At 61.3% G+C, this 25,564-nt stretch carries 25 protein-coding genes and 1 tRNA gene; 8 read left to right on the top strand and 18 right to left on the bottom strand.

Annotation, left to right across the window (positions count from 1 at the left end; all coding sequences use genetic code 11):
- Positions 1-5: 5 nt before the first annotated feature.
- The 17 genes from nuoI to AC1DYQ_RS10065 all read right to left on the bottom strand — a co-directional run bounded on the left by nuoI (position 6) and on the right by AC1DYQ_RS10065 (position 16,499).
- Positions 6-503, bottom strand: a complete 498-nt coding sequence (nuoI, locus tag AC1DYQ_RS10145; protein WP_411885440.1) for an NADH-quinone oxidoreductase subunit NuoI — start codon at positions 501-503, stop codon at positions 6-8.
- 144 nt (positions 504-647) lie between these two features.
- Entirely contained in the window at positions 648-1,721 is a 1,074-nt protein-coding gene (nuoH, locus tag AC1DYQ_RS10140) for an NADH-quinone oxidoreductase subunit NuoH (protein ID WP_477671598.1), read from the bottom strand.
- Entirely contained in the window at positions 1,718-3,865 is a 2,148-nt protein-coding gene (gene nuoG / locus AC1DYQ_RS10135) for an NADH-quinone oxidoreductase subunit NuoG (RefSeq protein WP_477686683.1), read from the bottom strand. The genes nuoH and nuoG overlap by 4 nt, the downstream gene beginning before the upstream one ends.
- 19 nt (positions 3,866-3,884) lie before the next feature.
- Entirely contained in the window at positions 3,885-5,288 is a 1,404-nt protein-coding gene (gene nuoF / locus AC1DYQ_RS10130; protein WP_477686682.1) for an NADH-quinone oxidoreductase subunit NuoF, read from the bottom strand.
- Positions 5,285-5,779 carry an NADH-quinone oxidoreductase subunit NuoE gene (gene nuoE, locus AC1DYQ_RS10125; RefSeq protein ID WP_477686681.1) on the bottom strand — a complete coding sequence of 165 codons (495 nt, stop codon included), beginning with the start codon at positions 5,777-5,779 and terminating at the stop codon, positions 5,285-5,287. Before nuoE ends, nuoF begins: the two co-directional genes overlap by 4 nt.
- A 5-nt stretch (positions 5,780-5,784) precedes the next feature.
- Positions 5,785-7,038 (bottom strand): NADH-quinone oxidoreductase subunit D, encoded by a 1,254-nt coding sequence (locus AC1DYQ_RS10120; RefSeq protein WP_457279065.1) that lies wholly within the window; start codon positions 7,036-7,038, stop codon positions 5,785-5,787.
- A 115-nt stretch (positions 7,039-7,153) separates the two neighbouring features.
- Positions 7,154-7,762, bottom strand: coding sequence for an NADH-quinone oxidoreductase subunit C (locus AC1DYQ_RS10115; RefSeq protein WP_477686680.1), 609 nt, complete (start codon positions 7,760-7,762; stop codon positions 7,154-7,156).
- 3 nt (positions 7,763-7,765) lie between these two features.
- On the bottom strand, positions 7,766-8,245 hold the full coding sequence (locus AC1DYQ_RS10110) for a NuoB/complex I 20 kDa subunit family protein (RefSeq protein WP_007864469.1): 480 nt from the start codon (positions 8,243-8,245) through the stop codon (positions 7,766-7,768).
- Between the two features lie 54 nt (positions 8,246-8,299).
- Entirely contained in the window at positions 8,300-8,659 is a 360-nt protein-coding gene (locus AC1DYQ_RS10105) for an NADH-quinone oxidoreductase subunit A (RefSeq protein WP_007864471.1), read from the bottom strand.
- A 99-nt stretch (positions 8,660-8,758) separates the two neighbouring features.
- Positions 8,759-8,843 (bottom strand) — tRNA-Leu (locus tag AC1DYQ_RS10100).
- A gap of 114 nt (positions 8,844-8,957) precedes the next feature.
- Positions 8,958-9,374, bottom strand: a complete 417-nt coding sequence (secG, locus tag AC1DYQ_RS10095; protein ID WP_457279067.1) for a preprotein translocase subunit SecG — start codon at positions 9,372-9,374, stop codon at positions 8,958-8,960.
- Between the two features lie 33 nt (positions 9,375-9,407).
- Entirely contained in the window at positions 9,408-10,166 is a 759-nt protein-coding gene (tpiA, locus tag AC1DYQ_RS10090; RefSeq protein WP_477686679.1) for a triose-phosphate isomerase, read from the bottom strand.
- Positions 10,163-11,161: an NAD(P)H-quinone oxidoreductase gene (locus AC1DYQ_RS10085; RefSeq protein ID WP_477686678.1), complete on the bottom strand. Its 999-nt coding sequence runs from the start codon at positions 11,159-11,161 to the stop codon at positions 10,163-10,165. The genes tpiA and AC1DYQ_RS10085 overlap by 4 nt, the downstream gene beginning before the upstream one ends.
- A 77-nt stretch (positions 11,162-11,238) precedes the next feature.
- Positions 11,239-13,356, bottom strand: coding sequence for a polyribonucleotide nucleotidyltransferase (pnp, locus tag AC1DYQ_RS10080; protein WP_477686677.1), 2,118 nt, complete (start codon positions 13,354-13,356; stop codon positions 11,239-11,241).
- A gap of 219 nt (positions 13,357-13,575) precedes the next feature.
- Entirely contained in the window at positions 13,576-13,842 is a 267-nt protein-coding gene (rpsO, locus tag AC1DYQ_RS10075) for a 30S ribosomal protein S15 (RefSeq protein WP_348046953.1), read from the bottom strand.
- Positions 13,843-13,976: 134 nt separating this feature from the next.
- Positions 13,977-15,164, bottom strand: coding sequence for a pyridoxal phosphate-dependent aminotransferase (locus AC1DYQ_RS10070; RefSeq protein WP_477686676.1), 1,188 nt, complete (start codon positions 15,162-15,164; stop codon positions 13,977-13,979).
- Between the two features lie 57 nt (positions 15,165-15,221).
- Positions 15,222-16,499 (bottom strand): branched-chain amino acid ABC transporter substrate-binding protein, encoded by a 1,278-nt coding sequence (locus AC1DYQ_RS10065; protein WP_477686675.1) that lies wholly within the window; start codon positions 16,497-16,499, stop codon positions 15,222-15,224.
- A gap of 141 nt (positions 16,500-16,640) precedes the next feature.
- Between AC1DYQ_RS10065 and AC1DYQ_RS10060 the strand changes: the two genes are divergently transcribed.
- Positions 16,641-17,042, top strand: coding sequence for an Hsp20/alpha crystallin family protein (locus tag AC1DYQ_RS10060; RefSeq protein WP_477686674.1), 402 nt, complete (start codon positions 16,641-16,643; stop codon positions 17,040-17,042).
- Positions 17,043-17,072: 30 nt separating this feature from the next.
- Here AC1DYQ_RS10060 and tsaD read toward each other — a convergent pair whose 3' ends face one another.
- Positions 17,073-18,116 carry a tRNA (adenosine(37)-N6)-threonylcarbamoyltransferase complex transferase subunit TsaD gene (gene tsaD, locus AC1DYQ_RS10055; RefSeq protein ID WP_477686673.1) on the bottom strand — a complete coding sequence of 348 codons (1,044 nt, stop codon included), beginning with the start codon at positions 18,114-18,116 and terminating at the stop codon, positions 17,073-17,075.
- Between the two features lie 86 nt (positions 18,117-18,202).
- On the opposite strand from tsaD, the gene AC1DYQ_RS10050 reads away from it, so the two are divergent.
- The 7 genes from AC1DYQ_RS10050 to AC1DYQ_RS10020 all read left to right on the top strand — a co-directional run bounded on the left by AC1DYQ_RS10050 (position 18,203) and on the right by AC1DYQ_RS10020 (position 25,438).
- Positions 18,203-18,835: an ANTAR domain-containing response regulator gene (locus AC1DYQ_RS10050; protein WP_477648113.1), complete on the top strand. Its 633-nt coding sequence runs from the start codon at positions 18,203-18,205 to the stop codon at positions 18,833-18,835.
- Between the two features lie 356 nt (positions 18,836-19,191).
- Positions 19,192-20,436: a CmpA/NrtA family ABC transporter substrate-binding protein gene (locus AC1DYQ_RS10045; protein WP_457279076.1), complete on the top strand. Its 1,245-nt coding sequence runs from the start codon at positions 19,192-19,194 to the stop codon at positions 20,434-20,436.
- Between the two features lie 60 nt (positions 20,437-20,496).
- Positions 20,497-21,462 (top strand): nitrate ABC transporter permease, encoded by a 966-nt coding sequence (gene ntrB / locus AC1DYQ_RS10040; RefSeq protein WP_477686672.1) that lies wholly within the window; start codon positions 20,497-20,499, stop codon positions 21,460-21,462.
- 9 nt (positions 21,463-21,471) lie between these two features.
- A complete protein-coding gene (locus tag AC1DYQ_RS10035) occupies positions 21,472-22,281 on the top strand; it encodes an ABC transporter ATP-binding protein (RefSeq protein ID WP_477686671.1) in 810 nt (269 codons plus the stop codon).
- A gap of 118 nt (positions 22,282-22,399) precedes the next feature.
- On the top strand, positions 22,400-24,541 hold the full coding sequence (locus AC1DYQ_RS10030; protein WP_477686670.1) for an ATP-binding protein: 2,142 nt from the start codon (positions 22,400-22,402) through the stop codon (positions 24,539-24,541).
- Between the two features lie 56 nt (positions 24,542-24,597).
- Positions 24,598-24,969, top strand: coding sequence for a response regulator transcription factor (locus AC1DYQ_RS10025; protein ID WP_457279080.1), 372 nt, complete (start codon positions 24,598-24,600; stop codon positions 24,967-24,969).
- A 10-nt stretch (positions 24,970-24,979) separates the two neighbouring features.
- Positions 24,980-25,438, top strand: coding sequence for a chemotaxis protein CheX (locus tag AC1DYQ_RS10020; protein ID WP_431097274.1), 459 nt, complete (start codon positions 24,980-24,982; stop codon positions 25,436-25,438).
- Positions 25,439-25,564: the final 126 nt, after the last annotated feature.

Genomic DNA, 25,564 nt, shown 5'->3' with positions numbered 1-25,564 from the left:
GGGATTCAGCGGTACTTTGCGTCTGCCGCGCGGTTGGCGGCAATTTCGGATTCATACCGATCGCCCACGGCCAGCAGCATCTCTTTGGTGAAATACAGGTCGCCGCGCTTTTCGCCGTGGTATTCAAAGATGTGGGTCTCAACAATGGAATCGACCGGGCAGCTTTCTTCGCAGAAACCGCAGAAGATGCATTTGGTCAGGTCGATGTCGTAGCGCGAGGTGCGGCGGCTGCCGTCTTCACGCACGTCGGATTCGATGGTGATGGCCATCGCCGGGCACACCGCTTCGCAGAGCTTGCAGGCAATGCAGCGCTCTTCGCCGTTCTCATAGCGGCGCAACGCGTGCAGGCCGCGAAAACGCGGGCTCAGCGGGGTCTTTTCCTCAGGGAACTGAACCGTGATCTTGCGGCTGAACATGTACTTGCCGGTCAGGGCCATGCCCTTGAACAGCTCGGTGAGCATGAAGCTCGACGCAAAGTCTTTGATGGAGGCTACGGTGGACATATCAATTTCCTGCGGAAGTGGAGCTTGCCGGCGATGCGTTGATGCAAGCAGGGGCCGCGGGACTGGCTTTGCCAGACCGCAGGCGCAGCGGCCCCCTCGGGGGGCAGAGAGCTACACGAAGTGAGCGAACGTGGGGGCTCATAGTCACTTCCAGATGTTGTACGGCGTCTGCATCCAGGCCCCGACGACCACCAGCCAGACCAGGGTCACGGGGATAAAAATCTTCCAACCCAAACGCATGATCTGGTCATAACGAAAGCGCGGGAAGGTGGCGCGCACCCACAGGAACATGGTGACCACCACAAAAGTCTTGGCGCCGAGCCAGATCCAGCCGGGGATGAAACTCAGGGCTTCGACAGGTGGCAACCAACCGCCCAGGAACAGCAATACGGCCAGAATGGCAACAAGCCACATGTTCGCGTATTCGGCGAGGAAGAACATCGCGAAAGCCATGCCCGAGTACTCGACCATATGGCCGGCCACGATTTCGGACTCGCCTTCGACGACATCGAAGGGATGGCGGTTGGTTTCGGCCAGGCCGGAGATGAAGTACACGACAAAAATCGGCAGCAGCGGCAGCCAGTTCCAGGACAGGAAAGTCCATCCGTTGCTTGCCAGCATGCCCTTGCCCTGGCTCATCACGATGTCGGTCATGTTCAGGCTGCCGGACACCATGAGCACCACCACCAGACAGAAGCCCATGGCGATTTCATAGCTGACCATTTGCGCCGAAGCGCGCATGGCGCCGAGGAATGCGTACTTGGAGTTCGAAGCCCAGCCCGCGATGATCACGCCATAGACCTCCAGCGAGGTGATGGCCATCAGGAACAGCAGGCCGGCGTTGATGTTGGCCAGCGCGATCTCGGGTCCGAAGGGAATCACGGCCCAGGCGGCCAGGGCCGGCATGATCGTCATGATGGGACCGAGCACGAACAGGCCCTTGCTGGCCGCCGTGGGAATGATGATTTCCTTGGTCAGCAACTTGAGCGCATCGGCAATCGGCTGCAGCAGGCCAAAAGGCCCGACGCGGTTGGGCCCAAGGCGGATCTGGGTGAAGCCGATGGCCTTGCGCTCCCACAAGGTCAGGTAAGCCACGAGGCCCATCAGCGGCAGCAGCACGCAGACGATCTTGATGAGGGTCCACAACACAGGCCATACCGTGGCCGGCCAGATGCCGCCCATCAAACCCTGGCCAAACGCGAAGATTCCATCAATCATGCCGTCACTCCTTCGAGCTTGGCGGCGGCCTGGCGGGCATCCGCCGTCAGCTGCAGCGATGTGGCGCGCCTGACCAGCCCGTCGAGCTGGTAAATGCTGGCCACCGCAGGCACCTGGACGATAGCAGCCGACAGGTCGATAGCGGCCTGGGTGCTGTTGCCGAGCTTGTCCGCGGGAAGCTGCGTCGCATCGGCATCCGCGACCTGCTTGAGCACGTCCTGCGACGATTCGAAATCAAAGCCGGGCAAGCCCAGCACGTTGGCGAGCACGCGCAGCACCTTCCAGGCCGGACGGGCATCGCCCAGCGGCTTGACGACGGCGTGAAAGCTTTGCACGCGGCCCTCGGCGTTCACAAAGGTGCCGGGCGTTTCGGTGAAAGGCGCAATCGGCAGCAGCACATCGCTGAAGCCCATGTTGGCCTTGAAAGGGCTCAGCGTCACGACCATCTGTGCGGCGTTGAGCGAGGACTTGGTGCTGGCGCCGGCAGCCGAGTCAAACTCGGGTTCGTTGTTGAGCAGGATCACGGCCTTGAGCTGGCCACCCAGCATCTGACCGGCATTCAGGCCCTTGCCCGCAGGCAAGGCGCCGGCCAGTTGGGCACCCACGGTATTGGCAGCTTCCGTGAGGTAGCCCACGGTGGCGCCGGTTTGCGCAGCGATCCAGTTGGCAAGCACCAGCAGGCTGGAGGCCTTGGCGTGGTGCGCCGCGGCGTTGCCCAGCAAAATGGCTTTGCGTTCGCCACCCAGCAAGGACTTGGCGACGGCCTTGGCGGCGTCGGTGGCCTGGCCGGCGGCGGGCGCTGCGACACCCTTGCCAGCGGCAATCGCGGCGGCCACATCGGCCAGAGCCTGGGCCCAGGCTTCAGGCGCTGCCAGCAATGTGTTGGCGACGGGCATGGCCCATGCGTCGGCGCTCGCCAGTTCGGTAGCGGAATTAATGACGCTGAGTGCCCCACCCTTGCGAACCGCCTGACGTATGCGCTGCGCGAACAGTGGATGGTCCTTGCGCAGGTTGGAACCGACCACGAGCACGCGCTGCAGTTGCGACAGTGAAGCGATGGAGGTGCCCAGCCAGCGGATGGCCGACGGCGCGGTGAATTCAGCGTTGCGCAGGCGGTAATCGATGTTCTCGCTGCCGAGACCACGCATCAACGAGGCGGCGAGGTAGAGCTCTTCGAGCGTGCTGTGCGGGCTGGCCAGAGTGCCAATGCTGTTGGCACCGTAGTCGGCCTTGATTTGTTTGAGGCCGTTGGCCACGTACTCGAGCGCGGTCTGCCAGTCGACAGCCTTCCATTCGCCGCCCTGCTTGAGCATGGGGCTGGTCAGGCGTTCGTCGCCGTTGAGGGCTTCATACGAGAAGCGGTCGCGGTCGGCGATCCAGCATTCGTTGACGTCTTCATTCTCGAGCGGCACGACGCGCATGACCTTGTTGCTCTTGACCTGGACAATCAGGTTGGCACCGGTCGAGTCGTGCGGGCTGACCGACTTGCGGCGCGACAGTTCCCAGGTGCGGGCGCTGTAACGGAAAGGCTTGCTGGTCAGCGCGCCGACCGGGCAGATGTCTATCATGTTGCCGGACAGCTCGGAGTCCACCGACATACCGACGAAGGTTTCGATTTCGGCGTGCTCGCCGCGATGCGACATGCCGAGTTCCATCACGCCGGCCACTTCCTGACCGAAACGCACGCAGCGCGTGCAATGGATGCAGCGGCTCATCTCCTGCATGGAAATCAGCGGGCCCACGTCCTTGTGGAAGACGACGCGCTTTTCTTCCTCGTAGCGCGATTCGCTGCCGCCGTAACCGACGGCCAGGTCCTGCAGCTGGCATTCGCCGCCCTGATCGCAGATCGGGCAGTCCAGCGGGTGGTTGATCAGCAGGAACTCCATCACACCCTTCTGGGCCTTGATGGCTTTGTCGTTCTTGGTGCGCACGATCATGCCTTGCGTGACGGGCGTAGCGCAGGCCGGCATGGGCTTGGGCGCCTTCTCCACGTCGACCAGGCACATGCGGCAGTTGGCGGCAATGCTGAGTTTCTTGTGATAGCAGAAGTGCGGAATGTAGGTGCCGGCTTTTTCAGCAGCATGCATCACCGTGCTGCCTTCAAGCACTTCCACCTTCTGGCCGTCGAGTTCTATTTCAACCATATTTTTTTCTTTCCGGGACTCAGGCTTGCGCGACGGCCGAAGCCTGGGATGCAGGCGGCTGATGGGCTGGCGTCTTGATCATGGCTTCAAACTCATGGCGGAAGTGTTTGATCATGGCGCGCACCGGCATGGCCGCGGCATCGCCCAGCGCGCAGATGGTGCGGCCCTGGATGTTGTCGGCCACCGAGTTCAACAAGTCCATGTCGGTTTGCTTGCCGTGGCCGTTGTGGATTCGGTCCACGACACGCCAGAGCCAGCCCGTGCCTTCGCGGCAAGGCGTGCATTGCCCGCAGGATTCGTGCATATAGAAGTAAGACAGGCGCTTGAGCGACTCGACCATGCAACGGCTGTCGTCCATGACGATCACCGCGCCCGAACCCAGCATGGAGCCGGCCTTGGCGATGGAGTCGTAGTCCATGGTGCATTCCATCATGATGGAGGCTGGCAGCACGGGCGCCGACGATCCACCGGGAATCACGGCCTTGAGCGTGCGGCCCTTGCGCACGCCGCCGGCGAGTTCCAGCAACTTGGAGAACGGCGTGCCCATGGGCACTTCATAGTTACCCGGCAACTCGACGTCACCCGACACCGAATAAATCTTGGTGCCGCCGTTGTTAGGCTTGCCGCATTCGAGGTAGGCCTGACCGCCGTTGCGGATGATCCAGGGCACGGCCGCGAAGGTCTCGGTGTTGTTGATGGTGGTGGGCTTGCCGTAGAGGCCGAAGCTGGCCGGAAACGGCGGCTTGAAGCGCGGCTGGCCTTTTTTGCCTTCGAGCGATTCGAGCAGCGCGGTTTCTTCGCCGCAGATGTAGGCGCCGAAGCCGTGCGAGGCATGGAGCTGGAAGCTGAAACCGCTGCCGAAGATGTTGTTGCCCAGCAGGCCGGCGGCGCGCGCTTCTTCCAGCGCTTCTTCAAAACGCTGGTAGGTCGCGAAGATTTCGCCGTGGATGTAGTTGTAGCCCACGCTGATGCCCATGGCGTAGGCGGCGATCGCCATGCCCTCGATCACGCTGTGCGGGTTGTACTGCATGATGTCGCGGTCTTTGCAGGTGCCCGGCTCGCCCTCGTCCGAATTGCAGACCAGGTATTTCTGTCCCGGAAACTGGCGCGGCATGAAGCTCCACTTGAGTCCGGTCGGGAAACCCGCGCCACCGCGGCCGCGCAAGCTGCCGGCCTTGACTTCAGCGATGACCTGGTCGGGCGTCATGCCCTCGCCGCCGTCCTGCTTGAGGATCTTGCGCAGGGCCTGGTAGCCGCCACGCGCTTCGTAGTCCTTGAGCCGCCAGTTGCTGCCGTCTAGATCGGCGAGGATTTGCGGGTTGATGTGCCGGCCATGGAAGCAGGTCTGAACGCCAGTGGCCGAGAACTGGGACAGCACGCTCTGCGCGGCTGCGCTGTTGGGTGTCAGGGGTGCGAGCGTCATGGTTGCTTTGCCTCGGCGGATTGAAGACCCTCGATGAGTTGGTCCAGCTTCTCGTTGCTCATGAAGCTGCACATGGTGAGGTCGTTGACGAGCATCACCGGGGAGTCCGCGCAGGCGCCCAGGCATTCGGACTGCTGCAGCGTGAAAAGGCCGTCGGCGCTGGTTTCGCCCATGGCGATGCCGAGCTTGTGCTCCAGGTGCTTGAGCGCCTTGGCGCCATCGCGCAACTGGCATGGCAGGTTGGTACAGACATTGAGCTTGTACTTGCCAACGGGGCGCTGGTTGTACATGTTGTAGAAAGTGGTGACTTCATGCACGGCGATCGGCGCCATGCCGAGGTATTCGGCCACGACTTTTTCGCTCTCGGCGCTCACGTAGCCGTGCTCTTCCTGCAGGATGGTCAGACAGGCCATAACGGCCGACTGCTTCTGGTCCGCGGGGTATTTGGCGACTTCGCGGTCGAAGCGCTCTCTGGTTTGTTCAGAAATCATGGGGATTACCGGTCAATTTCACCGAACACAATATCCATGGTGCCGATCACGGCGACGGCGTCGGCGATCATGTGGCCGCGCGACATTTCGTCCATGGCCGCGAGGTGCGGGAAACCCGGCGGACGGATTTTCAGGCGATAAGGCTTGTTGGCGCCGTCGCTGACGATATAGATACCGAACTCGCCCTTGGGGTGCTCGACCGCCGCATAGGCTTCGCCTTCGGGCACGTGGAAACCTTCGGTGAAGAGCTTGAAGTGGTGAATCAGCTCTTCCATGTTGGTCTTCATGGATTCGCGGTCGGGCGCGGCAACCTTGTGGTTGCTGGTGATCACGGGACCGGGGTTCACGCGTAGCCAGTCAATGCACTGCTTGATGATGCGGTTGGACTGACGCATCTCTTCGATGCGGACCAGGTAACGGTCATAGCAGTCGCCGGTCTTGCCGACCGGGATGTCGAAGTCCATCTTGTCGTAGACGTCGTAGGGCTGCTGCTTACGCAGGTCCCAGGCAAAACCCGAGCCCCGCAGCATGGGGCCGGTGAAGCCGAGGTTGAGAGCGCGCTCCGGCGAGACGACGCCCACGCCGACCGTGCGCTGCTTCCAGATGCGGTTGTCGGTCAGCAGGGTTTCGTACTCATCGACGTAACCCGGGAATTTGTTGCTGAAGTCCTCGATGAAGTCAAGCAGCGAACCCTGGCGGTTTTCATTGAGCGCCGCGATGGCCTTGGCGTTCTTGACCTTGCTGACGCGGTACTGCGGCATGCTGTCGGGCAGATCACGGTAGACGCCGCCCGGGCGGAAGTAGGCCGCATGCATGCGCGCGCCGGACACGGCCTCGTACATGTCGAACAGCGCCTCGCGTTCGCGGAAACAGTAAATCAGGATGTTCATTGCGCCGCAGTCGAAACCGTGTGCGCCCAGCCACAGCAGGTGGTTGAGCAGACGCGTGATTTCGGCGTACATCACGCGGATGTACTGAGCGCGCACCGGCACGTCGACGCCGAGCAGCTTCTCAATGGCCAGGCAGTAGGCGTGCTCGTTGGACATCATCGAGACATAGTCCAGCCTGTCCATGTAGGGCAGCGACTGGATGTAGGTCTTGCTTTCGGCGAGCTTTTCGGTCGCGCGGTGCAGCAAGCCGATATGCGGGTCGGCGCGCTGGATGACTTCGCCGTCAAGCTCGAGCACCAGGCGCAACACACCGTGCGCAGCGGGATGCTGTGGCCCAAAGTTGAGCGTGTAGTTTTTGATTTCAGCCATGTGGGGTATCAAACTCTGTAAAACCGGTGCCCTGCCGCCGCGCCGGGCCGCCCCAAGCAAGGCAAACCCCCTCGGGGGGCAGCGAAGCACACGAAGTGGCAAGCGTGGGGGCTACTCATTGCAAGCCGCCGTAGTTGTCTTCGCGAATCACACGGGGAGTGATCTCGCGCGGCTCGATGGTGACCGGCTGATAAATCACGCGCTTTTGTTCGGGGTCGTAGCGCATCTCCACATGGCCCGACGTGGGGAAGTCCTTGCGGAAAGGGTGGCCAATGAAACCGTAGTCGGTCAGGATGCGGCGCAGGTCGTTGTGGCCTTCGAAGATGATGCCGTAGAGGTCGAAGGCTTCGCGCTCGAACCAGTTGGCCGAGTTCCAGATGCCGTTGAGCGAATCCACCACAGGAAAGTCGTCGTCGGGGCAAAACACCTTGAGGCGAACGCGCTGGTTAAGGCTGACGGACAGCAGATGCGACGCCACGCAATAGCGCAAACCGTCGTATTGGCCGTCCTTGTATTCGGAATAGTCGACACCGCACAGATCAATGAGCTGCTCGAATCGGCAACCGGGCGCATCGCGCAGCAGGATTGCGGCCGCAAGATAATCAGCAGCGGCGACCGTGAGAGTGATTTCACCCAGAGCAGTCTTCAGGCTTTTGACCTTGTCGCCGAGCACGGCGTGAATCGTTTCGGCGAGTTGCTCCATGGAAACAGGAGAAGAGGACATGTCTTATGCCCTCGCAATCGTGTTGGTGCGACGAATTTTCTGCTGTAACTGGATGATGCCGTACATCAGAGCTTCGGCCGTGGGCGGGCAGCCGGGCACATAGACGTCCACCGGCACGATACGGTCGCAGCCTCGAACCACGGAGTAGCTGTAGTGGTAATAGCCGCCGCCATTGGCGCACGAGCCCATGGACAACACCCAGCGCGGCTCGGACATCTGGTCGTACACCTTGCGCAAGGCCGGGCCCATCTTGTTGCACAGCGTGCCGGCCACGATCATCAGGTCGGACTGGCGCGGGCTGGGACGAAACAACATGCCGAAACGGTCCAGATCGTACCGCGCCGCGCCCGCATGCATCATTTCGACGGCGCAGCAGGCCAGGCCGAACGTCATGGGCCAGAGCGAACCCGTCTTGGCCCAGTTCACCACCGAGTCGTAACTCGTGGTCATGAAGCCTTCGTTGAAAACACCTTCAAGTGACATACCCGTACCTTTGTGGCGTGACCCGCCTAGAGAACCCTCGGGATTCTTAGCTTCTTATTCCCAGTCCAGCGCACCCTTTTTCCACTCGTAGACAAAGCCCACGACCAGAATGCCCAGGAAAATCATGACGGACCAGAAACCGACGGGGCCGATTTCCTTGAGCGCCACGGCCCAGGGAAAAAGAAACGCGATTTCGAGGTCAAAAAGAATGAAGAGGATGGCGACCAGGTAGTAGCGCACATCGAATTTCATGCGGGCATCTTCGAAAGCTTCGAAGCCGCATTCGTAAGGGGAATTTTTTTCGCTGTCGGGACGCACAGGGCCCAACAAACGCCCCAGGACCTGAGGCACCACACCGACACCCACACCCACCAGAATAAACAAAAGAACAGGAAGGTATTGATCGAGGTTCATCGTGGATTCAACTTCTGAAAAGCCACTTGCGCGGTTTACTTCAGCTTGCCGTTTGAGCCGACAGCAGTGCCGGAGCATTGCTGCCGATGCATGTCAATCTGGTGCGGACGGCGAGACTCGAACTCGCACACCTTTCGGCACTACCCCCTCAAGATAGCGTGTCTACCAATTTCACCACGTCCGCGGTATTTAACTGCCTGGATGGCATGAGGAACCTTGCGGTTTTGGCTTTCCAGACAGTCTTAGAGTTTACCCCGAAATATTGCTGCACCCGACTGCGGGCAACAGCAAAATCTCGTTATTTCGTCGGGATTTGCGCAGCACCGGATGCGGCAGGCGCGGGTGGGACAGGAACTGCCGTGCCGGTGCCCGCAGGTGCAGAGGTTCCCGGAATCTGGGCCGCACCGGAAGCTGCAGCTGCCGGCGCCGGAGCGGTCACGGCGGCCCCTTCCAGAACGCTGGAGCTGGTGCGTGCCGGGGCATTGCCAAAGTAAGCAAGCAGCAAGGTGCAGGCAAAAAACAACGCGGCGAGAACGCCGGTAGTGCGTGACAGGAAATTGGCACTGCCGCTGGCGCCAAAAAGACTGCCCGAACCGCCGCTGCCAAATGCCGCGCCCATGTCTGCGCCCTTGCCGTGTTGCACCAGGATCAGGCCAATCATGCCGAGTGCCGAGAGCATTTGCACGGCGAGGACAATGGTTAATACAACGTTCATATCTACTCCTAAATTAATAGCGTTCTGCGCTCGTCAGTTGCGGGCTGCAGCAATAATTGTCAAAAAATCGGGGGCTTTGAGCGAGGCACCGCCAATCAGGCCGCCGTCGATATCGGGCTGGGCCAGCAGCGTTGCCGCGTTGGCCGCATTCATGCTGCCGCCATACAGGATTTTCACGCGGGCAAACTGGTCGGTTGCCGCCTTCAATTGGCTGCGCAGCACCAGGTGCACAGCCTGCGCCTCTTGCGGGGTCGCTGTCTTGCCGGTACCAATCGCCCATACCGGTTCGTAGGCCACCACGATTTCGCTGATGCAGTGGCCATTGGCGTGGATGACCGCCGCGAGCTGCCGCTTCACGACTTCCTCGGTATGGCCTGCATCACGTTCGGCCAGCGTTTCGCCAACACAAACGATGGGGATAACACCGCAGGCCAGTGCAGATTTTGCCTTGTCGGCGACCATCGCATCAGTCTCGCCGTGATACTGGCGGCGCTCCGAGTGACCAACAATGGCGAAACGGCAACCAAATTCCTTGAGCATGGCGGCACTGACTTCACCCGTATAGGCGCCACTGGCATGAGCGGACACATCCTGCGCGCCCAGTTCAATGGCAGACAGGCCGGGTTTTGCAGCTCGCAATAGCTGAACCTGCGCCAGGTAAGGCGCGGGAACACAAACCGCCACCTCGCATGTCGGAGGACTGGCCAGCCCGCTCGCCAGGGCATCCAGCAAGGCCGCGTTGGCCTCCATGCCGCCGTTCATCTTCCAGTTACCAGCAATAAGCTTCTTCATGGTGTCGGTGACCAGGTTAAAACGATTTTGCCGACATGCTGGTTGGACTCCATCAATGCATGCGCCTTGGCCGCATCAGCCGCCGCAAACGTGCTGTGAATCACCGGCTTGACAGCACCGCTCGCAAGCAGTGGCCACACCTTATTCTTCAATGCATTCGCAATGGCGCTCTTGAATTCAACAGATCGCGCACGCAGGGTTGAACCGGTGACGGTCAATCGCTTGCGCAATACCAATCCCGCATTGATCTCGGACTTGACCCCGCCCTGTATCGCAATGATGACCAATCGGCCGTCGTCTGCAAGGCACTCGACCTCGCGCGCCACGTAGCCGCCGGCCACCATGTCGAGAATGACGTTGACGCCACGTCCACCCGTCAGCTTCTTCGCCTCTTCTGCAAAGTCGCTGGTTTTGTAGTTGATGGCATGGTCCGCGCCCAAGGCAACACAGGCAGCGCATTTTTCGTCGCTGCCGGCCGTCACCAGCACCGTGACTCCCAGGGCCTTGGCGATCTGGATGGCCGTGACGCCGATGCCGCTGGAGCCGCCCTGGATCAGCAAGGTTTCGCCCGGCTGCAGGTAAGCGCGCTCAAACACATTGCTCCAGACGGTGAAAAACGTCTCGGGCAGAGATGCCGCCTCGATGTCGCTCAGCCCTGAAGGCACCGGCAGGCACTGCCCAACCGGCGCAACACACAATTCGGCATAGCCGCCACCCGCAACCAGCGCGCAGACACGGCCACCGATTTTGAGGCCGGCTGCGGCCATGGCAACGGCATCGCCGGACACGATCACACCCGCGACTTCAAGCCCGGGGATATCGGACGCCCCGGGCGGTACCGGGTAGTGACCCATTCGCTGAAGAACATCAGGGCGGTTGACGCCACTGGCGCTCACGCGGATCACTACCTCGCCAGAACCTTCGATGGGCGCCGGGCGATCAGCCAGACGCAACACCTCAGGCTTGCCGTAGGAGGTAATTTCAACAACTTTCATGGCGTATCAAGGTCATTTGAGCCGCCAGCCCTCTGTACAAGAGCGCAGGCAGCTACAAAATCAATAGCAGATATTGATCAGCCCCGGTCCTGGTCCTGGGCCGGGCGGTCCAGCAGGGCCTTCATCGACAGCTTGACGCGGCCTTTTTCGTCGGTTTCCAGAACCTTGACCTTGACGATCTGGCCTTCGCTCAGGTAGTCGGTGACCTTCTCGACGCGCTCGTGGGCAATCTGGCTGATGTGCAACAGGCCGTCCTTGCCGGGCAACAGGTTGATCAGTGCGCCGAAATCCAGAATCTTGGTGACCGGGCCTTCATACACCTTGCCGATTTCGACTTCAGCGGTGATCTCGGCGATGCGGCGCTTGGCTTCATCAGCCTTGGCGCTGTCGTTCGAGGCGATGGTGATGGTGCCGTCTTCCTCGATGTTGATCTGCGTGCCGGTTTCTTCGGTCAGCGCGCGGATGACGGCGCCGCCCTTCCCGATCACGTCGCGGATCTTCTCGGGGTTGATCTTCATGACATAGAGGCGCGGGGCGAAGTCGGACACTTCAGCCTTGGCTTCGCCCATGGCTTCCTGCATCTTGCCCAGGATGTGCATGCGGGCTTCCTTGGCCTGGGCCAGCGCGACCTGCATGATTTCCTTGGTGATGCCCTGGATCTTGATGTCCATCTGCAGTGCGGTGATACCGAAGGTGGTGCCCGCAACCTTGAAGTCCATGTCACCCAGATGATCTTCGTCACCCAGGATGTCGGTCAGCACGGCAAAGCGGTTGTCTTCCTTGATCAGGCCCATGGCGATACCGGCCACATGGGCTTTCATCGGCACCCCGGCGTCCATCAGCGACAGGCAGCCGCCGCAAACCGAAGCCATCGACGAGGAGCCATTGGACTCGGTGATCTCTGACACCACACGCATGGTGTACGGAAATTCTTCTTTTGTGGGCAGCACGGCGATCAGCGCGCGCTTCGCAAGCCGCCCATGACCAATCTCGCGGCGTTTTGGCGAACCAACACGGCCGGTTTCACCGGTGGCGAACGGAGGCATGTTGTAGTGCAGCATGAAGCGGTCTTCGTAGTCGCCCGACAGCGCATCGATGCGCTGCGCGTCGCGCTCGGTACCCAGCGTGGTAACGACCAGAGCCTGGGTTTCGCCGCGCGTGAAGAGGGCAGAACCGTGGGTGCGTGGCAGCACGCTGTTGCGGATTTCAATCGCGCGCACGGTGCGCGTGTCGCGGCCGTCGATACGGGGCTCGCCGGCCAGGATCTGGCTGCGGACGATCTTGGCTTCGATGTCGAACAGCATGCCTTCAACGGCCACACCGTCGAATTCAACGCCGTCAGCCTTCAGTGCGGCCATCACGTCGGAGGTCACCACGCGACAGGCTTGCGTACGGGCTTGCTTGGCGCGGATCTGGTAAGCGGCTTGCAGCTTGGCGCCGGCGAGTTCGTTGACCTTGGCGATCAGCGGCTCGTTCTTGGCGGGGGCTTTCCAGTCCCAGACCGGCTTGCCGGCGTCGCGCACGAGTTCGTGGATCGCGTTAATGGCGATGTTGCCCTGCTCATGGCCGAACACCACGGCGCCGAGCATGATTTCTTCGGACAGTTGCTGGGCTTCGGACTCGACCATCAGCACAGCGGCTTCAGTGCCGGCCACGACGAGGTCCATCTTCGAATCCTTGAGCTGGGTCTTGCCGGGGTTCAGAACGTACTGGCCATCGATGTAGGCCACGCGTGCGGCGCCGATGGGGCCGTTGAACGGGATGCCGGAGATCGACAGGGCGGCGCTGGAGGCGATCAGTGCGGGGATGTCGCCTTCGACTTCCGGGTTCAGCGACAGCACATGGATCACGACCTGCACTTCGTTGAAGAAGCCTTCGGGGAACAGCGGGCGGATCGGGCGGTCGATCAGGCGGGAAGTCAGCGTTTCGAATTCGCTGGGGCGGCCTTCGCGCTTGAAGAAGCTGCCGGGAATGCGGCCGGCGGCGTAGGTTTTCTCAAGGTAGTCAACGGTCAGGGGGAAGAAATCCTGGCCGGGCTTGGCATCGGTCTTGGCGACGACGGTGGCCAGCACCACGGTGCCGTCCATGTCAACGATGACTGCGCCGCTGGACTGGCGTGCGACTTCGCCGGTTTCCATCGTGACCTTGTGCTGGCCCCATTGGAAAGACTTGGTGACTTTGTTGAAAATGCTCATGTTCTTATCTCCACTAAATTCACGCACTTGAGGCAGTGCGGGAGGCCCGGAGCGGCGGCTGGCTGAACACGATGCCATTCCACAAAATGCCTGGATCAGGGGTCTGACCAGGGCTTTTCTTGTGGAATGACACAGCGCGTGCTCGTTTTGCCTTGCTCCGAAGTAAAAAGCGCCTGAGCTAGTGAACTAACTCAGGCGCTTTCAAATCGTTTTTACCGATTACTTGCGCAAGCCAAGCTTGGCGATCAGCGCGGTGTAACGTTCGGCATCTTTGGACTTCAGGTAGTCCAGCAGCTTGCGGCGGCGGCTCACCATGCGCAGCAGACCGCGGCGGCCATGGTGATCCTTGGCGTTGGCCTTGAAATGGGGGGTCAGTTCGTTGATGCGGCCGGTCAGTAGCGCCACTTGAACTTCAGGGCTGCCGGTGTCGCCGGCGGCACGTGCGTTGGCCTGAACGATTTCGGCCTTGATTGATTTTGCAATCATGTTTTCTCTTTCTTGCACCGAGGTGCGCTTGCGAGCGAAGCAGCGTTCCCGACATGGGAGTGAATAAACCGCTTTCGTCGTGTTCCGGCATGAAAAAGGCCCAAAAAGAGCCTCAAACTGCGCAGAGCCTTGGATTATAGCCCAAGCCAATGCCTGAGGCGGCCAACCCCCTGCCCCAGCCTGTCCACGTCCTGGCTGGCGAAGCACCAGCGCAGCCAGCCCTGGGCCTCTGGACCTGGATTGACCATGAATGCATTGCCGGGTGCCAGGCCCAAGCCCCCCTCCACCACCAGGCGCTTGGCGGTCTCCAGAGAGTCCCCGAAGCGCGCCTGGTCTTCCAGGCGGAAAAAGGCGTACATGCCGCCCTTGGCCGGTGCCAACTGCACGCCCGGCACGGCCTGTAGCAGCGGCACCAAGGTGTCGCGGCAGGTTTTCAGATGGGCAACCACCCGGGGCGTGATATCGGCCGTCCGCTCGATGGCCACCAGACCGGCCCGTTGCACGAACACCGGGGCACAGGAGGTATTGAACTCCACCAGCTTGCCCATGTGTGGCGTCATGGCAGCCGGCATCACCAGCCAGCCCAGGCGCCACCCAGTCATCAAAAAGCTCTTGGAAAAGCTGTGAACGACCACCAGCCGATCCTCGGGCGCGGCGATATCCAGAAAACTGGGGGCGCAACCATTAGGGGTGGGCTCGTAATAAAGCCGTTCATAGACCTCGTCCGCCAGAATCCAGGTGCCCGTCTTGCGGCAATGCGCCAGGATGACCTCCTGTTCGGCGCGTGACAGCGTCCAGCCAGTGGGATTGTTGGGCGCGTTGACGATGAGTAGTTTGGTTTTCGGCGTGATGGCGGCCAGCAGTTCGGCCACGTCAAGCCGCCATTCGCCTGCCACCGGCTTGAGGCTGACGCATTTGACCTGCGCGCCCATGATGGCCGGCTGGGCCGTCAGGTTGGGCCAGACAGGCGTCACGGCCACGACTTCGTCGCCGGCATCCACCAGCGCCTGCACCGCCAGCATCAGCGCGTTGACGCCGCCTGAGGTCACCGCAATGCGTTCGGCCGTGATCGGCGCGGCCCCCACACAGCGCAGGCCCGTCGCGTAATTGGCAATAGCCTCCCGCAGCTGTGGCAAGCCCAGGTTTTGCGCATAAAAAGTCTCGCCCTGCTGCAACGACGCAGCCGCCGCATCGCGGATAAAGGCGGGCGTGACCTCATCGCTCTCGCCAAACCAGAACTTGAGGACGTCATCGCGACCCATGCCCGCGTTGGCCACCTGGCGGATCATCGATTCTTCAAGATCTAAAACAGTTTTTCTCATGGATAGTCCGTCCGCCTGTGCCGGCTTCAATCAATTGTTCAATCAGCCCATTTGAACTCAGGGCCGGACCATCTTGCAGCTGTTGGGCTGCTCGGCCTTTTCGGGCGAAATAGTCTTGATGACGCGAAAGCCGTAGCCCGAGCCCTCGACATCAAATTTCACACCCGACGAGCCCTGCTTGCCCATCAGTGCCACAAGCAGCGGCTGCTGGAACTGGTGGTCGGCCGAGCGCATCGCGCCTTTGTGGCCCACGAAGGTGACCGAACTACGCTCCAGCTGCGCCGCCACCGCGCCGGCGTCAGCACTGCCCGCTTTGTCAAGGCTTTGGGCCAGCGCCTCAACCATGAGCTGCATGCGCATGTGCACATAGTCGTCCTGCGGCTTGGGAAAGCGCTGGCGAAAGGATTGGTAGAAGGCTTCGGACTGCGCGCCCGCCTCATTCGGGAACCAGTCGGCCACCGCGATCACCTTGCCTACGCCGGCATCGCCCAGCGCGCCCGGCACGCCCAGTGCGTTGCCGTAGAAGGTGTAGAACTTGCCCTCGTAACCGACTTCCCTTGCCGCCTTGATCAGCAGTGTCAGGTCGTTACCCCAGTTGCCCGTGAGCACTGCCTGCGCTCCGCTGGCCTTGATCTTCGCGGCATAGGGAATGAAGTCCTTGACGCGGCCCAGCGCGTGCAACTCGTCGCCCACGATCTGCACGTCGGGTCGCTGCGCGCCCAGTTGTTTGCGTGCCTCGCGCAACACGGCCTGCCCGAAACTGTAATCCTGGCCTATCAGGTAAATGCTTTTGAGCGCCTTGTCGTCCCGGAGCACATCCATGAGCGCGGCCATGCGCATGTCCGCGTGCGCATCAAAGCGGAAATGCCAGTAGCTGCACTTTTCATTTGTCAGGATCGGGTCGACCGCCGAGTAATTGAGGAACAGCACACGCTTGTTCGGCTCACGTTCGTTGTGCTTGTTGATGGCATCGATCAGCACAGCCGCAATCGCGGATGAATTGCCCTGTGCAATGATGGTCACGCCGTCGTCGATCGCCGAGCGCAATGCCGCCAGCGCCTCTTCGTTCTGGCCCTTGTTGTCATAGCGCTCAACCACCAGGTTGCGCGGCCCGCCCGCCAGCTTCACGCCGCCACGCGCATTGACGCGCTCAGTAGCCCAGACGAGGTTTCGGAACACCGCCTCGCCGGTATTGGCGAACGCGCCTGAAAGGCTTTCGATCAGCGCAATACGAACAGGTGCCGGCACAGGCGGCTGGCTTGCGGTCTGCGCGAACGCCGCCGCCGAGGCGCAAAGACATAAGGCCATGAGGAAGCGTTTCAAGTGTTTCTGCATAAAAAAATAGACCCTGGTCTTTTGCCTGATTTGGCTTGAATAAACCGCTTGCACACCTAACTGGGGTGCATGCGGCAATCACGGTGAGCGCCGCGCAGTGTAAGGGGAAAACACCCCTTGTTCATCCATCAAGGAATAGCCATGTTTTACTCTCTCGCCAACCGCCCTGCCCGCGCCTTTCATCGCCACTACGCGCCCGTCGTGAGCAACGGTGCCCTGGAAAAATTCCTCAATGACACCTTCTCTTCGCTGTCTGACACCGGCGCCGCCAAGGCAGCCAACGTGGAAGACCTTGAGAAAGCCTACTCTTTGCAACTTGACGTTCCCGGCGTGGCCCGCGAACAGCTGGACATCAGCATCGAAGGCGACGTGGTTCGTGTTGCAAGCAAGGAAGGCGCAGCCCGCCAGGTCAAAGCTGCATGGCGCTTCCCCCTGGAAATCGATACCGCCACCAGCACCGCCAAGCTCGAGAACGGCGTGCTGACCCTGACACTGGGAAAGAAAATTCCGGTCAGCAACGTGACCACTCTCGATATCCAGTAACCGAATCGTCCAGGCTTCAAGCGGCACGGCTCAGGCTGGTGCCGCCTGAAATTCAGAAAGATTCCAGCGCGGCTTCACATCAAACGTGTAGCCGCGCTGAAGCGTTTCAAGCCCCGCCTGCAGCCGCATTCCGGCCGCCAGGGCAATCATGGCGCCGTTGTCGGTGCACAAGTGCAGTTCGGGGTAATGCACCCGAATACCGCGTTGTTTGCATACGGCGTTGAGCTGGCTGCGCAGTAAGGCATTTGCCCCCACACCGCCGGCCACTACCAAACGCTTCAGTCCGGTTTGCACCATGGCAGCCAGTGACTTTTTCACCAGCACTTCAACGATGGCCGCCTGCGTAGAGGCCGCCAGGTCAGCCTTGCGGCTGTCCAGCTCAGCACCCAGTTTTTTGGCCTGCGTCAGCACCGCGGTTTTGAGCCCGGCAAAGGAAAAATCCAGATCGCCGCTGTGCAGCAAGGGCCGTGGCAGCTTGAAGGCTGCGCCGTCACCGCCCTCAGCCAGCTTCGACAGATGAGGCCCTCCAGGATAAGGCAGGCCCATCAGCTTGGCCGACTTGTCAAAGGCCTCGCCGGCCGCGTCGTCAATGGTTTCCCCCAGCAATTCGTAGCTGCCCACACGATCCACCCGCATCAGCTGCGTGTGGCCGCCCGACACCAGCAGCGCCACAAAGGGAAACTCGGGCGGGTCGGCACTTAAAAAAGGCGAGAGCAGATGCCCCTCCAGGTGGTGCACACCCATGGCCGGTTTGCCCAGTGCAGCCGCCAGCGAGCAAGCCACCCCCGCCCCCACCAGCAGTGCCCCCGCAAGCCCGGGGCCCCGCGTATAGGCCACCACATCTACCTGTGCAAGGTTGCTGCCCGCCTCCGCCATCACCTGGTGGGTCAACGGCAAAACGCGCCGGATATGGTCCCGGCTGGCCAGTTCCGGCACCACACCGCCATAAGCCTGGTGCATGTCAATCTGGCTGAACAGCGCGTGTGACAGCAAACGCGGCACCCCGCTGCCGCTGGCATCCACCAGCGCCACGCCGGTTTCATCGCAACTCGATTCGATTCCAAGAACTCTCATCTTTGAAGTGTAAGGTTTGGAGAGAACTCCCCATACCAGCAGGGCCGCGGAGTCGGCAGGGGCACGGTTCTTGCACAAGTTCCCCCATGACACCGTCCCAATCCCTGCGCCTTGTCATCATCGCCCCGGACCTGCTGGAGTCCGTGTCCGATGACGCCCATGCACGGGAGCTGGCCGAGCGCTCGCGCCAGCTGCGCATCGGCCTGCTGGAAAACGGTTACAACATCGTCGCGGTGCTCCCCGCCGATACCTTCCTGGATGAGCGCCTGGCGCAACTGCAACCCGACATGATCATCGTGGACGCCGAAAGCGAGGCCCGCGATTCGCTGGAGCATGTGGTGATGGCGACGCGGGACGCCCGGCGGCCCATCGTGCTGTTCACCAACGACAACGACACCAGCCACGTGAAGGATGCCGTCGCCGCCGGCGTGTCGGCCTATGTGGTGGCCGGCCTTTCCCCGGATCGAATCCGCCCCATCCTGGATGTGGCCATGGCGCGCTTTGAACACGAGCAGGGCCTGCGCAAGGAACTGGCACACGCCAAAACAGAGCTGCATGACCGAAAAGTCATAGACCGGGCCAAGGGCATGCTGATGCAGCGCCAGGGCCTGACCGAACAGGCTGCCTTCGAAAAGCTGCGCAAGGCAGCGATGGACAAGGGACTGCGGCTGGGCGAAGTCGCCCAGCGCATGCTCGACGCCCTGGATTTGCTGGGATGAATCCCGGGCCTGACGTCAGGTAACCCCCAATTGGTGCGCCGCACAAATACGGTGCAAACATCAAACCACCGCCTCGCACCGCCTTTCCCCGCAGCCACTGGTGCAGGCAGTGCATCCGGGGCACTTTCCCTTCTCAAAGCGACTCTCTTTCACAGCACTCAGCATCGCTGGCACAGCTTTTGCAATGCCCTAGGCATTGGTCAAAGATGGCCAACCGGCACAGCACTTCAATGGCGAAGTGTGTGGTGCCCCAAGGAACAAAGGCGTTCGCACCCTGCATCACGTTCAACGTGTTGCCCGGGTCGAGCGCCTTTTTTGTTTTTGTCTTTTGTTTTTAACTCTCAGGAGCCGCTGACATGACTGAACTGCTGAAATCTTCGCTGACACGCCGCACAGTACTGCAGGCCGCAGCCGTGGGCGCCGTGGGCATCAACCCCGCCCTGCGCGCTGCCGTCTATGCCCAGGGCTCAGACGCACCAGAGAAGAAGGAAGTGAAGATCGGCTTCATTCCACTGACCGACTGCGCCTCCGTGGTCATGGCCTCGGTGCTGGGCATTGACCAGAAATACGGCGTCAAGATCATCCCGACCAAGGAAGCCAGCTGGGCCGGTGTGCGCGACAAGCTGGTCAACGGCGAACTGGACTTCGCCCACGTGCTCTACGGCCTGGTCTACGGCGTCCACATGGGTACCGCCGGCCCCAAGAAAGACATGGCCGTGCTGATGACCCTGAACAACAACGGCCAGGCCATCACACTGTCCAAAAAGCTCGCCGACAAAGGCGCGGTCGACGGCGCGGGCCTGGCCAAGCTCATGGCGACCGACAAGCGCGAATACACCTTCGCCCAGACCTTCCCCACCGGCACCCACGCCATGTGGCTCTACTACTGGCTGGCTGCCAACGGCATCAATCCGATGAAGGATGCCAAAGTCATCACCGTGCCGCCGCCGCAGATGGTGGCCAACATGCGCGTGGGCAACATGGACGGCTTCTGCGTGGGCGAGCCTTGGGGCCACCGCGCCATCATCGACGGCATCGGCGTGACCGCCGTGACCACCCAGGACGTCTGGAAGGACCACCCAGAAAAAGTACTAGGCACCACCGCCGACTTCGTCAAGAAATACCCCAACACCGCGCGTGCCGTGACCGCCGCCATCATCGAAGCCGGCAAGTGGATTGACGCCAGCCTCTCCAACAAAAACAAGATGGCCGAGACCGTGGCCGACAAGAGCTACGTCAACACCAGCGTGGACGCCATCAACCAGCGCATCCTGGGCCGCTACCAGAACGGCATGGGCAAGACCTGGGACGACCCGAACTACATGAAGTTCTACAACGACGGTGCGGTGAGCTTCCCTTACCTGTCCGACGGCATGTGGTTCCTCACACAGCACAAGCGCTGGGGCCTGATCAAGGATCACCCCGACTACCTGGGCATTGCCAAGCAAATCAACCACATCGACGTCTACAAGCAGGCAGCCACGGCGGCCAAGGCCAGCGTTCCCAAAGACATCATGCGCAGCAGCAAACTGATGGACGGCACCGTGTGGGACGGCAAGGACCCGAAAAAATACGCCGACAGTTTCAAGGTTCACGCCTGAACACCCACGCGATATCCACGCTACACCCCACCCAACCTTCCTACGTAAAGAGGTGACGCCATGGTCAGTGCCGTATTTCACAACCCGCTGGAGGCGGCAACCCCGGCAAGCCGCAGCAACGAAAGGCCCAGAGATGCTGCCGCTATCAATTCGATAGCTGGTGGCGCTCATCCAACGGGCACTACAGCCCAAAACAGCATGAACGCTCCAACAAAACCCACCCCCATCACCAAGCCATCCGGCGATGCCTCCTGGCTCTGGCTCAGCGTCCTGCCCCCCCTCCTGGGCCTGGGTTTGCTGGTGCTGATCTGGGAACTGGTTTTCATGGGCACGGCCGGCAGCATTCCCTCGCCCAAAGACACCTTTGTGCAGGCGGTGCAGATCTTCAGTGATCCGTTCTACAGCAAGGGGCCCAACGACCAGGGCGTGGGCTGGAACGTGCTGTCTTCGCTCAAGCGCGTGGCCATGGGCTTCGGCATGGCGGCTGTCGTCGGCATACCGGTCGGCTTCATGATCGGGCGCTTCAACTTTCTGAGCCGCATGTTCAACCCGCTGATCAGCCTGCTGCGCCCGGTCTCGCCGCTGGCCTGGTTGCCGATTGGTCTGCTGGTCTTCAAGGGCGCCAACCCCGCAGCCATCTGGACCATCTTCATCTGCTCCATCTGGCCGATGATCATCAACACGGCAGTCGGCGTGCAGCGCGTGCCCCAGGACTACATGAACGTGGCGCGTGTGCTCAACCTCAGCGAGTGGAAGATCGTCACCAAGATCCTCTTTCCCGCCGTGCTGCCTTACATGCTGACCGGCGTGCGCCTTGCCGTGGGCACCGCCTGGCTCGTCATCGTCGCGGCCGAGATGCTGACCGGCGGCGTCGGCATCGGCTTCTGGGTCTGGGACGAGTGGAACAACCTCAACGTCAAGAACATCATCATCGCGATCTTCGTGATCGGCATCGTCGGGCTGGTGCTGGAGTTCGCCCTCATCAAGCTGGCCACGGCTTTTACCTTCGAAGAAGTGAAAAATTAAGGAATCGCCATGACCTCTTTCACCACCAAATACATCGAAATCCAGGGCGTCGAGCAAACCTTCAAGACCAAAAAGGGGCCGTTCTGCGCACTGCAGAACATCAACCTCACGGTCGCCAAAGGCGAGTTCGTCACACTGATCGGCCATTCAGGCTGCGGCAAATCCACGCTGCTCAATCTGATTGCTGGCCTGACCACGCCGACAGAGGGCAGCCTGCTGTGCGCCAACCGCGAGATTGCCGGACCCGGCCCCGAGCGCGCTGTCGTATTCCAGAACCATTCGCTGCTGCCCTGGCTCACCTGCTTTGAAAATGTCTACCTCGCTGTCGAGCGCGTGTTCTCAGCCACCGAAAGCAAGGCGCAACTCAAGGCCCGCACCGACGCCGCACTGGCCATGGTCGGACTGACGCCGGCTGCGCAAAAACGTCCCGGCGAGATTTCGGGCGGCATGAAGCAACGCGTCGGCATTGCACGCGCGCTGTCGATGGAACCCAAGGTGTTGCTGCTGGACGAGCCTTTCGGTGCCCTTGACGCCCTGACCCGCGCCAAGCTGCAGGACGAACTGCTGCAAATCGTCGCCACCACGCAAAGCACGGTGGTCATGGTGACCCATGACGTCGACGAAGCCGTGCTGCTGAGCGACCGCATTGTGATGATGACCAACGGTCCCGCCGCCACGATCGGCGAAGTGCTGCCGGTGGAACTGCCCCGCCCGCGTTCCCGCGTGGCGCTGGCCGAAGACATCCGCTACCTGGGTTACCGCAAAGCCGTGATCGATTTCCTTTACACCCGCCAGGGTCACGTCGAAAAAGCAGCCTGAGTAAAGACTCGCCCCCGAAGCGCCTTTGGCGCCTCCCCCTCGAGGGGGCGCCACCAGCAGCCCGGCAAAGCCGGTTCTGCGGTGGCCCGCGACTAAACAACCAAGCAGGAGGTTTCCAATGTCTGCAGTTTTGCCAATCCCCGGCGCCGACAGAATCGCCCATGGCGCACCGGCCCGCACACGGCCTGCGCGCTCTAGCAGCCTCGCCTCGCTCGGGAAGTACCGCGAAATCATCATCGCGGTCGCGCTTTTCCTGCTGTTTGACTTGGGGGTGCTGGTCCTGAACTTCTACACCTCGTTCAAGATCGACCAGGACACCGTGGCCATCAACCTTTCCGGCCGCCAGCGCTATGTTTCGCAGCGTGTCGCACGGACCCTGCTCGAACTCGACGCCATGCGGGTGGCGGGCACGCCTTACAAGCCCGAGACACTGGCCGAGCTGCGTTCAGGCGCAAAGATCTTCCAGGCCTCCCATGTCGCATTCCGCGAAGGCGGCACCATTCCCGGCGGCGACGGCAAACCGGTGTACCTGGAGCCCGTGGTGTCCAGCCGGGGCCGCGAGCTGGAGGACAAGGTGGATGCGCTGTGGAAGCCCTACTTCGAGCTGCTCCAGCCCCTACTTGCCGGCGACGGCTTCACGCAGACGGAACTGGCCGCCGCACTGGCCTACAGCCAGGCCAACAACATCAAACTGCTGGGCGTTGCCAACGACTTCGTCACGGAAACGCAGCAGATCGGCGCCTCGCGCGCCAGCGTGCTGCGCATGGTGCAAACCGTCGGCATCGTGCTGGCACTGCTGAATTTCGCCTTCATTCTGTTCAAGTTCCTGCGCCGCCTGAAAACTTCAGACGCCGCGATTGAAGCTGCCACCGAAGAAAACCGGGAAATTCTCGCCAGCGTGCGCGAAGGCCTGTTCCTGCTGACCCCCCAGCACCAGCTCGGCTCCCAGTTGTCCCGCTCGACCCACGCGCTGTTCGGCAAAACACTCGCGCCCGGGCAAAACTTTTTCTACCAGCTGTCCACCCTGGTTTCCGACAAGGCATTGACCGATGCGCGGGACTATGTCGAGTTGCTGTTCTCTCCACACGTCAAGGAGCAGCTGATCCAGGGCATCAACCCGCTGTCGGAGGTGGAACTCACCGTCAGGAACCGGCTGGGCCAGGACACCAAGCGCTATCTTTCTTTCCATTTCAACCGGGTGCAGGACGGCGCCACGGTGCGGCACCTGCTGGTCACCGTACAGGACATCACGCAAAAGGTCGAGTTGCAGGCCCGGTTGACCGGCGAACGCCAGCGCTCGCAAAAAGAGCTGTCCATGATGCTCAAGGCTTTCGAGACGGAGCCGGCCATGATGCGCGCCTTTGTAGAGCGAGCCGAAGCGTCCCTGCTGGAAGTCAACGACCTGCTGCGAAGCACTTCATCGGCCGCCTCGGAAGTCCAGGTGCTCAAAGCTGTGGACGGCGCCTACCGCCGCATCCACGCCTTCAAGGGCGACGCAGCATCGCTCGGACTGGAAATCCTGGCCACACTGGCCCATCAGTTCGAAAGCGAGTTGCAAAAGCTCAAGGACAACGGCGCCGCCACCGGCGACGCTCTGCTGGCCCTGCCTTTGCCGCTCGAGGACCTGCTGGCCAAGGTCGGCGCCTTCAAGGCGCTGGGCCAGAAGCGCTCAGGCGGTGACACGGCGCCCGCCCCGGACGGTTCCGCATCGCAAGGACTGAACGCCGTGCTGACCCAGCTGGCGAACGAGGTCGGCACCGACTGCGGCAAACGCGTGGATGCCGAGGTGCGTATGGGCAGTGCCCAGGACATGCCGGCCGACAAGATGAATCTGCTGCGCGAAATCGCCATCCAGCTGCTGCGTAACGCCGTGGTGCACGGCGTGGAAGCTCCCTCCGTACGGCGCGCTGCGGGCAAGGCGGAGGCCGGGCGGATCGCCGTCAACCTCACCCGGAACGAAGACGGCCAGTGGCAGCTCAGCGTGCGCGATGACGGCGCGGGCCTGAATGCGGCCGACGTTCGCCGCCGTCTGCTTGAATTGGGCTGGTACACGCCTGAGCAGCTGCAAAGCTTTAGTGAGCAGCAGATCGTTGCGCATATTTTCAAGCCGGGCTTTTCCACGGCCGGTGCCACCTCCCGCCACGCAGGCCGCGGCGTGGGCCTGGATCTGGTGCAATCCAACGTTCAGAGTCTCGGCGCGCGCCTGCTGCTCTCCAGCACGCCCGGCCAGCACACCGAATTCAAGGTTTCTTTTTCCTGAATTTTCCTGAAGCAATCCAGCAATGGCCATCACAAACCCCACACAGGAGCTTCTCCATGCGACTGCTGATTGTTGACGACTCCAACATGATCCGGACCCGGATTTCGAGAGTGGTGCAAAACGGCGGCATCAAGGGCGTGGTGCTCGCAGGCCTGGCCAAAAACGGCCTTGAAGCCGTGCGGCTGGCCCGGGCAACCCGCCCCGAGGTCGTCACCATGGACCTGACCATGCCCGAGATGGACGGCATTGAATGCATCACCGCATTGCTGAAGTTCGACCCATCCATCAAGATACTGGTGGTCAGCGCCCTCAGCGACAAATCAACCGCCATCCAGGCGCTCAAGCTGGGCGCCCGCGGATTTGTTGCCAAACCCTTTACCGACGAAGAGCTGCAGATTGCATTGCTCGACGTTGCAGACGTGCGCTAAGGACACTGCGATGGCCACACTGAACGAAAACGACCTCAAGCTTTTTGTCGACTCCATCCGGCATTACCTCAAGATCACGACCCGGCAGGAGCCGCAGATCACCTCGGCTTATCTCGGCACGGGAGATATCGAAGCCTTTGAATTCAATGGCATCGTGACCTTTTCCGGAAGCCACAACGGACATGTGGTGGTGTCCATGCCGGGGAAACTGGTGCGCGAGATTTTGCTGCTCCAGCATGAAACCGACCTGAGCGATGGCAACCTGCTTGATGCAGTGGGTGAAATCGCCAATACGCTGGCAGGCAATGCGCGCAAGGCTTTGGGGTCCGAGCTGCAGATTTCAGTGCCGATCAAGCTACAGGGCGCGCAAGGCATGAAAGCCCGGGTACGCAAACGTCCCTACGTGATCACCTTGCGCTGGAACCACTACGCGGCGATGGTCTGCGTCGACATGGACCGCAAAAACTAGCCCGCGACCTCGGTCGGCTTGGTTGATTCGCACGGCTGCGCGCACGCAATGCGTGCGCCGCACCAAAAGAAACCGCAACTCAGGCCCAAATTGCGCTGCAAGGGTGCATTTTTAGCGCCCCAAGTT

It is taken from the genome of Polaromonas sp. P1_F4 (genome assembly GCF_056405675.1).
The sequence above is the reverse complement of the archived record's forward strand: the minus strand, read 5'-3'. Positions and strand labels throughout refer to the sequence as shown.

Excerpts from the sequence above, each read along its gene's own strand:
- nuoI (WP_411885440.1), bottom strand. The coding sequence starts at position 503 with ATGTCCACCGTAGCCTCCATCAAAGACTTTGCGTCGAGCTTCATGCTC.
- nuoH (WP_477671598.1), bottom strand. The coding sequence starts at position 1,721 with ATGATTGATGGAATCTTCGCGTTTGGCCAGGGTTTGATGGGCGGCATC.
- nuoG (WP_477686683.1), bottom strand. The coding sequence starts at position 3,865 with ATGGTTGAAATAGAACTCGACGGCCAGAAGGTGGAAGTGCTTGAAGGC.
- nuoF (WP_477686682.1), bottom strand. The coding sequence starts at position 5,288 with ATGACGCTCGCACCCCTGACACCCAACAGCGCAGCCGCGCAGAGCGTG.
- nuoE (WP_477686681.1), bottom strand. The coding sequence starts at position 5,779 with ATGATTTCTGAACAAACCAGAGAGCGCTTCGACCGCGAAGTCGCCAAA.
- AC1DYQ_RS10120 (WP_457279065.1), bottom strand. The coding sequence starts at position 7,038 with ATGGCTGAAATCAAAAACTACACGCTCAACTTTGGGCCACAGCATCCC.
- AC1DYQ_RS10115 (WP_477686680.1), bottom strand. The coding sequence starts at position 7,762 with ATGTCCTCTTCTCCTGTTTCCATGGAGCAACTCGCCGAAACGATTCAC.
- AC1DYQ_RS10110 (WP_007864469.1), bottom strand. The coding sequence starts at position 8,245 with ATGTCACTTGAAGGTGTTTTCAACGAAGGCTTCATGACCACGAGTTAC.
- AC1DYQ_RS10105 (WP_007864471.1), bottom strand. The coding sequence starts at position 8,659 with ATGAACCTCGATCAATACCTTCCTGTTCTTTTGTTTATTCTGGTGGGT.
- secG (WP_457279067.1), bottom strand. The coding sequence starts at position 9,374 with ATGAACGTTGTATTAACCATTGTCCTCGCCGTGCAAATGCTCTCGGCA.
- tpiA (WP_477686679.1), bottom strand. The coding sequence starts at position 10,166 with ATGAAGAAGCTTATTGCTGGTAACTGGAAGATGAACGGCGGCATGGAG.
- AC1DYQ_RS10085 (WP_477686678.1), bottom strand. The coding sequence starts at position 11,161 with ATGAAAGTTGTTGAAATTACCTCCTACGGCAAGCCTGAGGTGTTGCGT.
- pnp (WP_477686677.1), bottom strand. The coding sequence starts at position 13,356 with ATGAGCATTTTCAACAAAGTCACCAAGTCTTTCCAATGGGGCCAGCAC.
- rpsO (WP_348046953.1), bottom strand. The coding sequence starts at position 13,842 with ATGATTGCAAAATCAATCAAGGCCGAAATCGTTCAGGCCAACGCACGT.
- AC1DYQ_RS10070 (WP_477686676.1), bottom strand. The coding sequence starts at position 15,164 with ATGAGAAAAACTGTTTTAGATCTTGAAGAATCGATGATCCGCCAGGTG.
- AC1DYQ_RS10065 (WP_477686675.1), bottom strand. The coding sequence starts at position 16,499 with ATGCAGAAACACTTGAAACGCTTCCTCATGGCCTTATGTCTTTGCGCC.
- AC1DYQ_RS10060 (WP_477686674.1), top strand. The coding sequence starts at position 16,641 with ATGTTTTACTCTCTCGCCAACCGCCCTGCCCGCGCCTTTCATCGCCAC.
- tsaD (WP_477686673.1), bottom strand. The coding sequence starts at position 18,116 with ATGAGAGTTCTTGGAATCGAATCGAGTTGCGATGAAACCGGCGTGGCG.
- AC1DYQ_RS10050 (WP_477648113.1), top strand. The coding sequence starts at position 18,203 with ATGACACCGTCCCAATCCCTGCGCCTTGTCATCATCGCCCCGGACCTG.
- AC1DYQ_RS10045 (WP_457279076.1), top strand. The coding sequence starts at position 19,192 with ATGACTGAACTGCTGAAATCTTCGCTGACACGCCGCACAGTACTGCAG.
- ntrB (WP_477686672.1), top strand. The coding sequence starts at position 20,497 with ATGGTCAGTGCCGTATTTCACAACCCGCTGGAGGCGGCAACCCCGGCA.
- AC1DYQ_RS10035 (WP_477686671.1), top strand. The coding sequence starts at position 21,472 with ATGACCTCTTTCACCACCAAATACATCGAAATCCAGGGCGTCGAGCAA.
- AC1DYQ_RS10030 (WP_477686670.1), top strand. The coding sequence starts at position 22,400 with ATGTCTGCAGTTTTGCCAATCCCCGGCGCCGACAGAATCGCCCATGGC.
- AC1DYQ_RS10025 (WP_457279080.1), top strand. The coding sequence starts at position 24,598 with ATGCGACTGCTGATTGTTGACGACTCCAACATGATCCGGACCCGGATT.
- AC1DYQ_RS10020 (WP_431097274.1), top strand. The coding sequence starts at position 24,980 with ATGGCCACACTGAACGAAAACGACCTCAAGCTTTTTGTCGACTCCATC.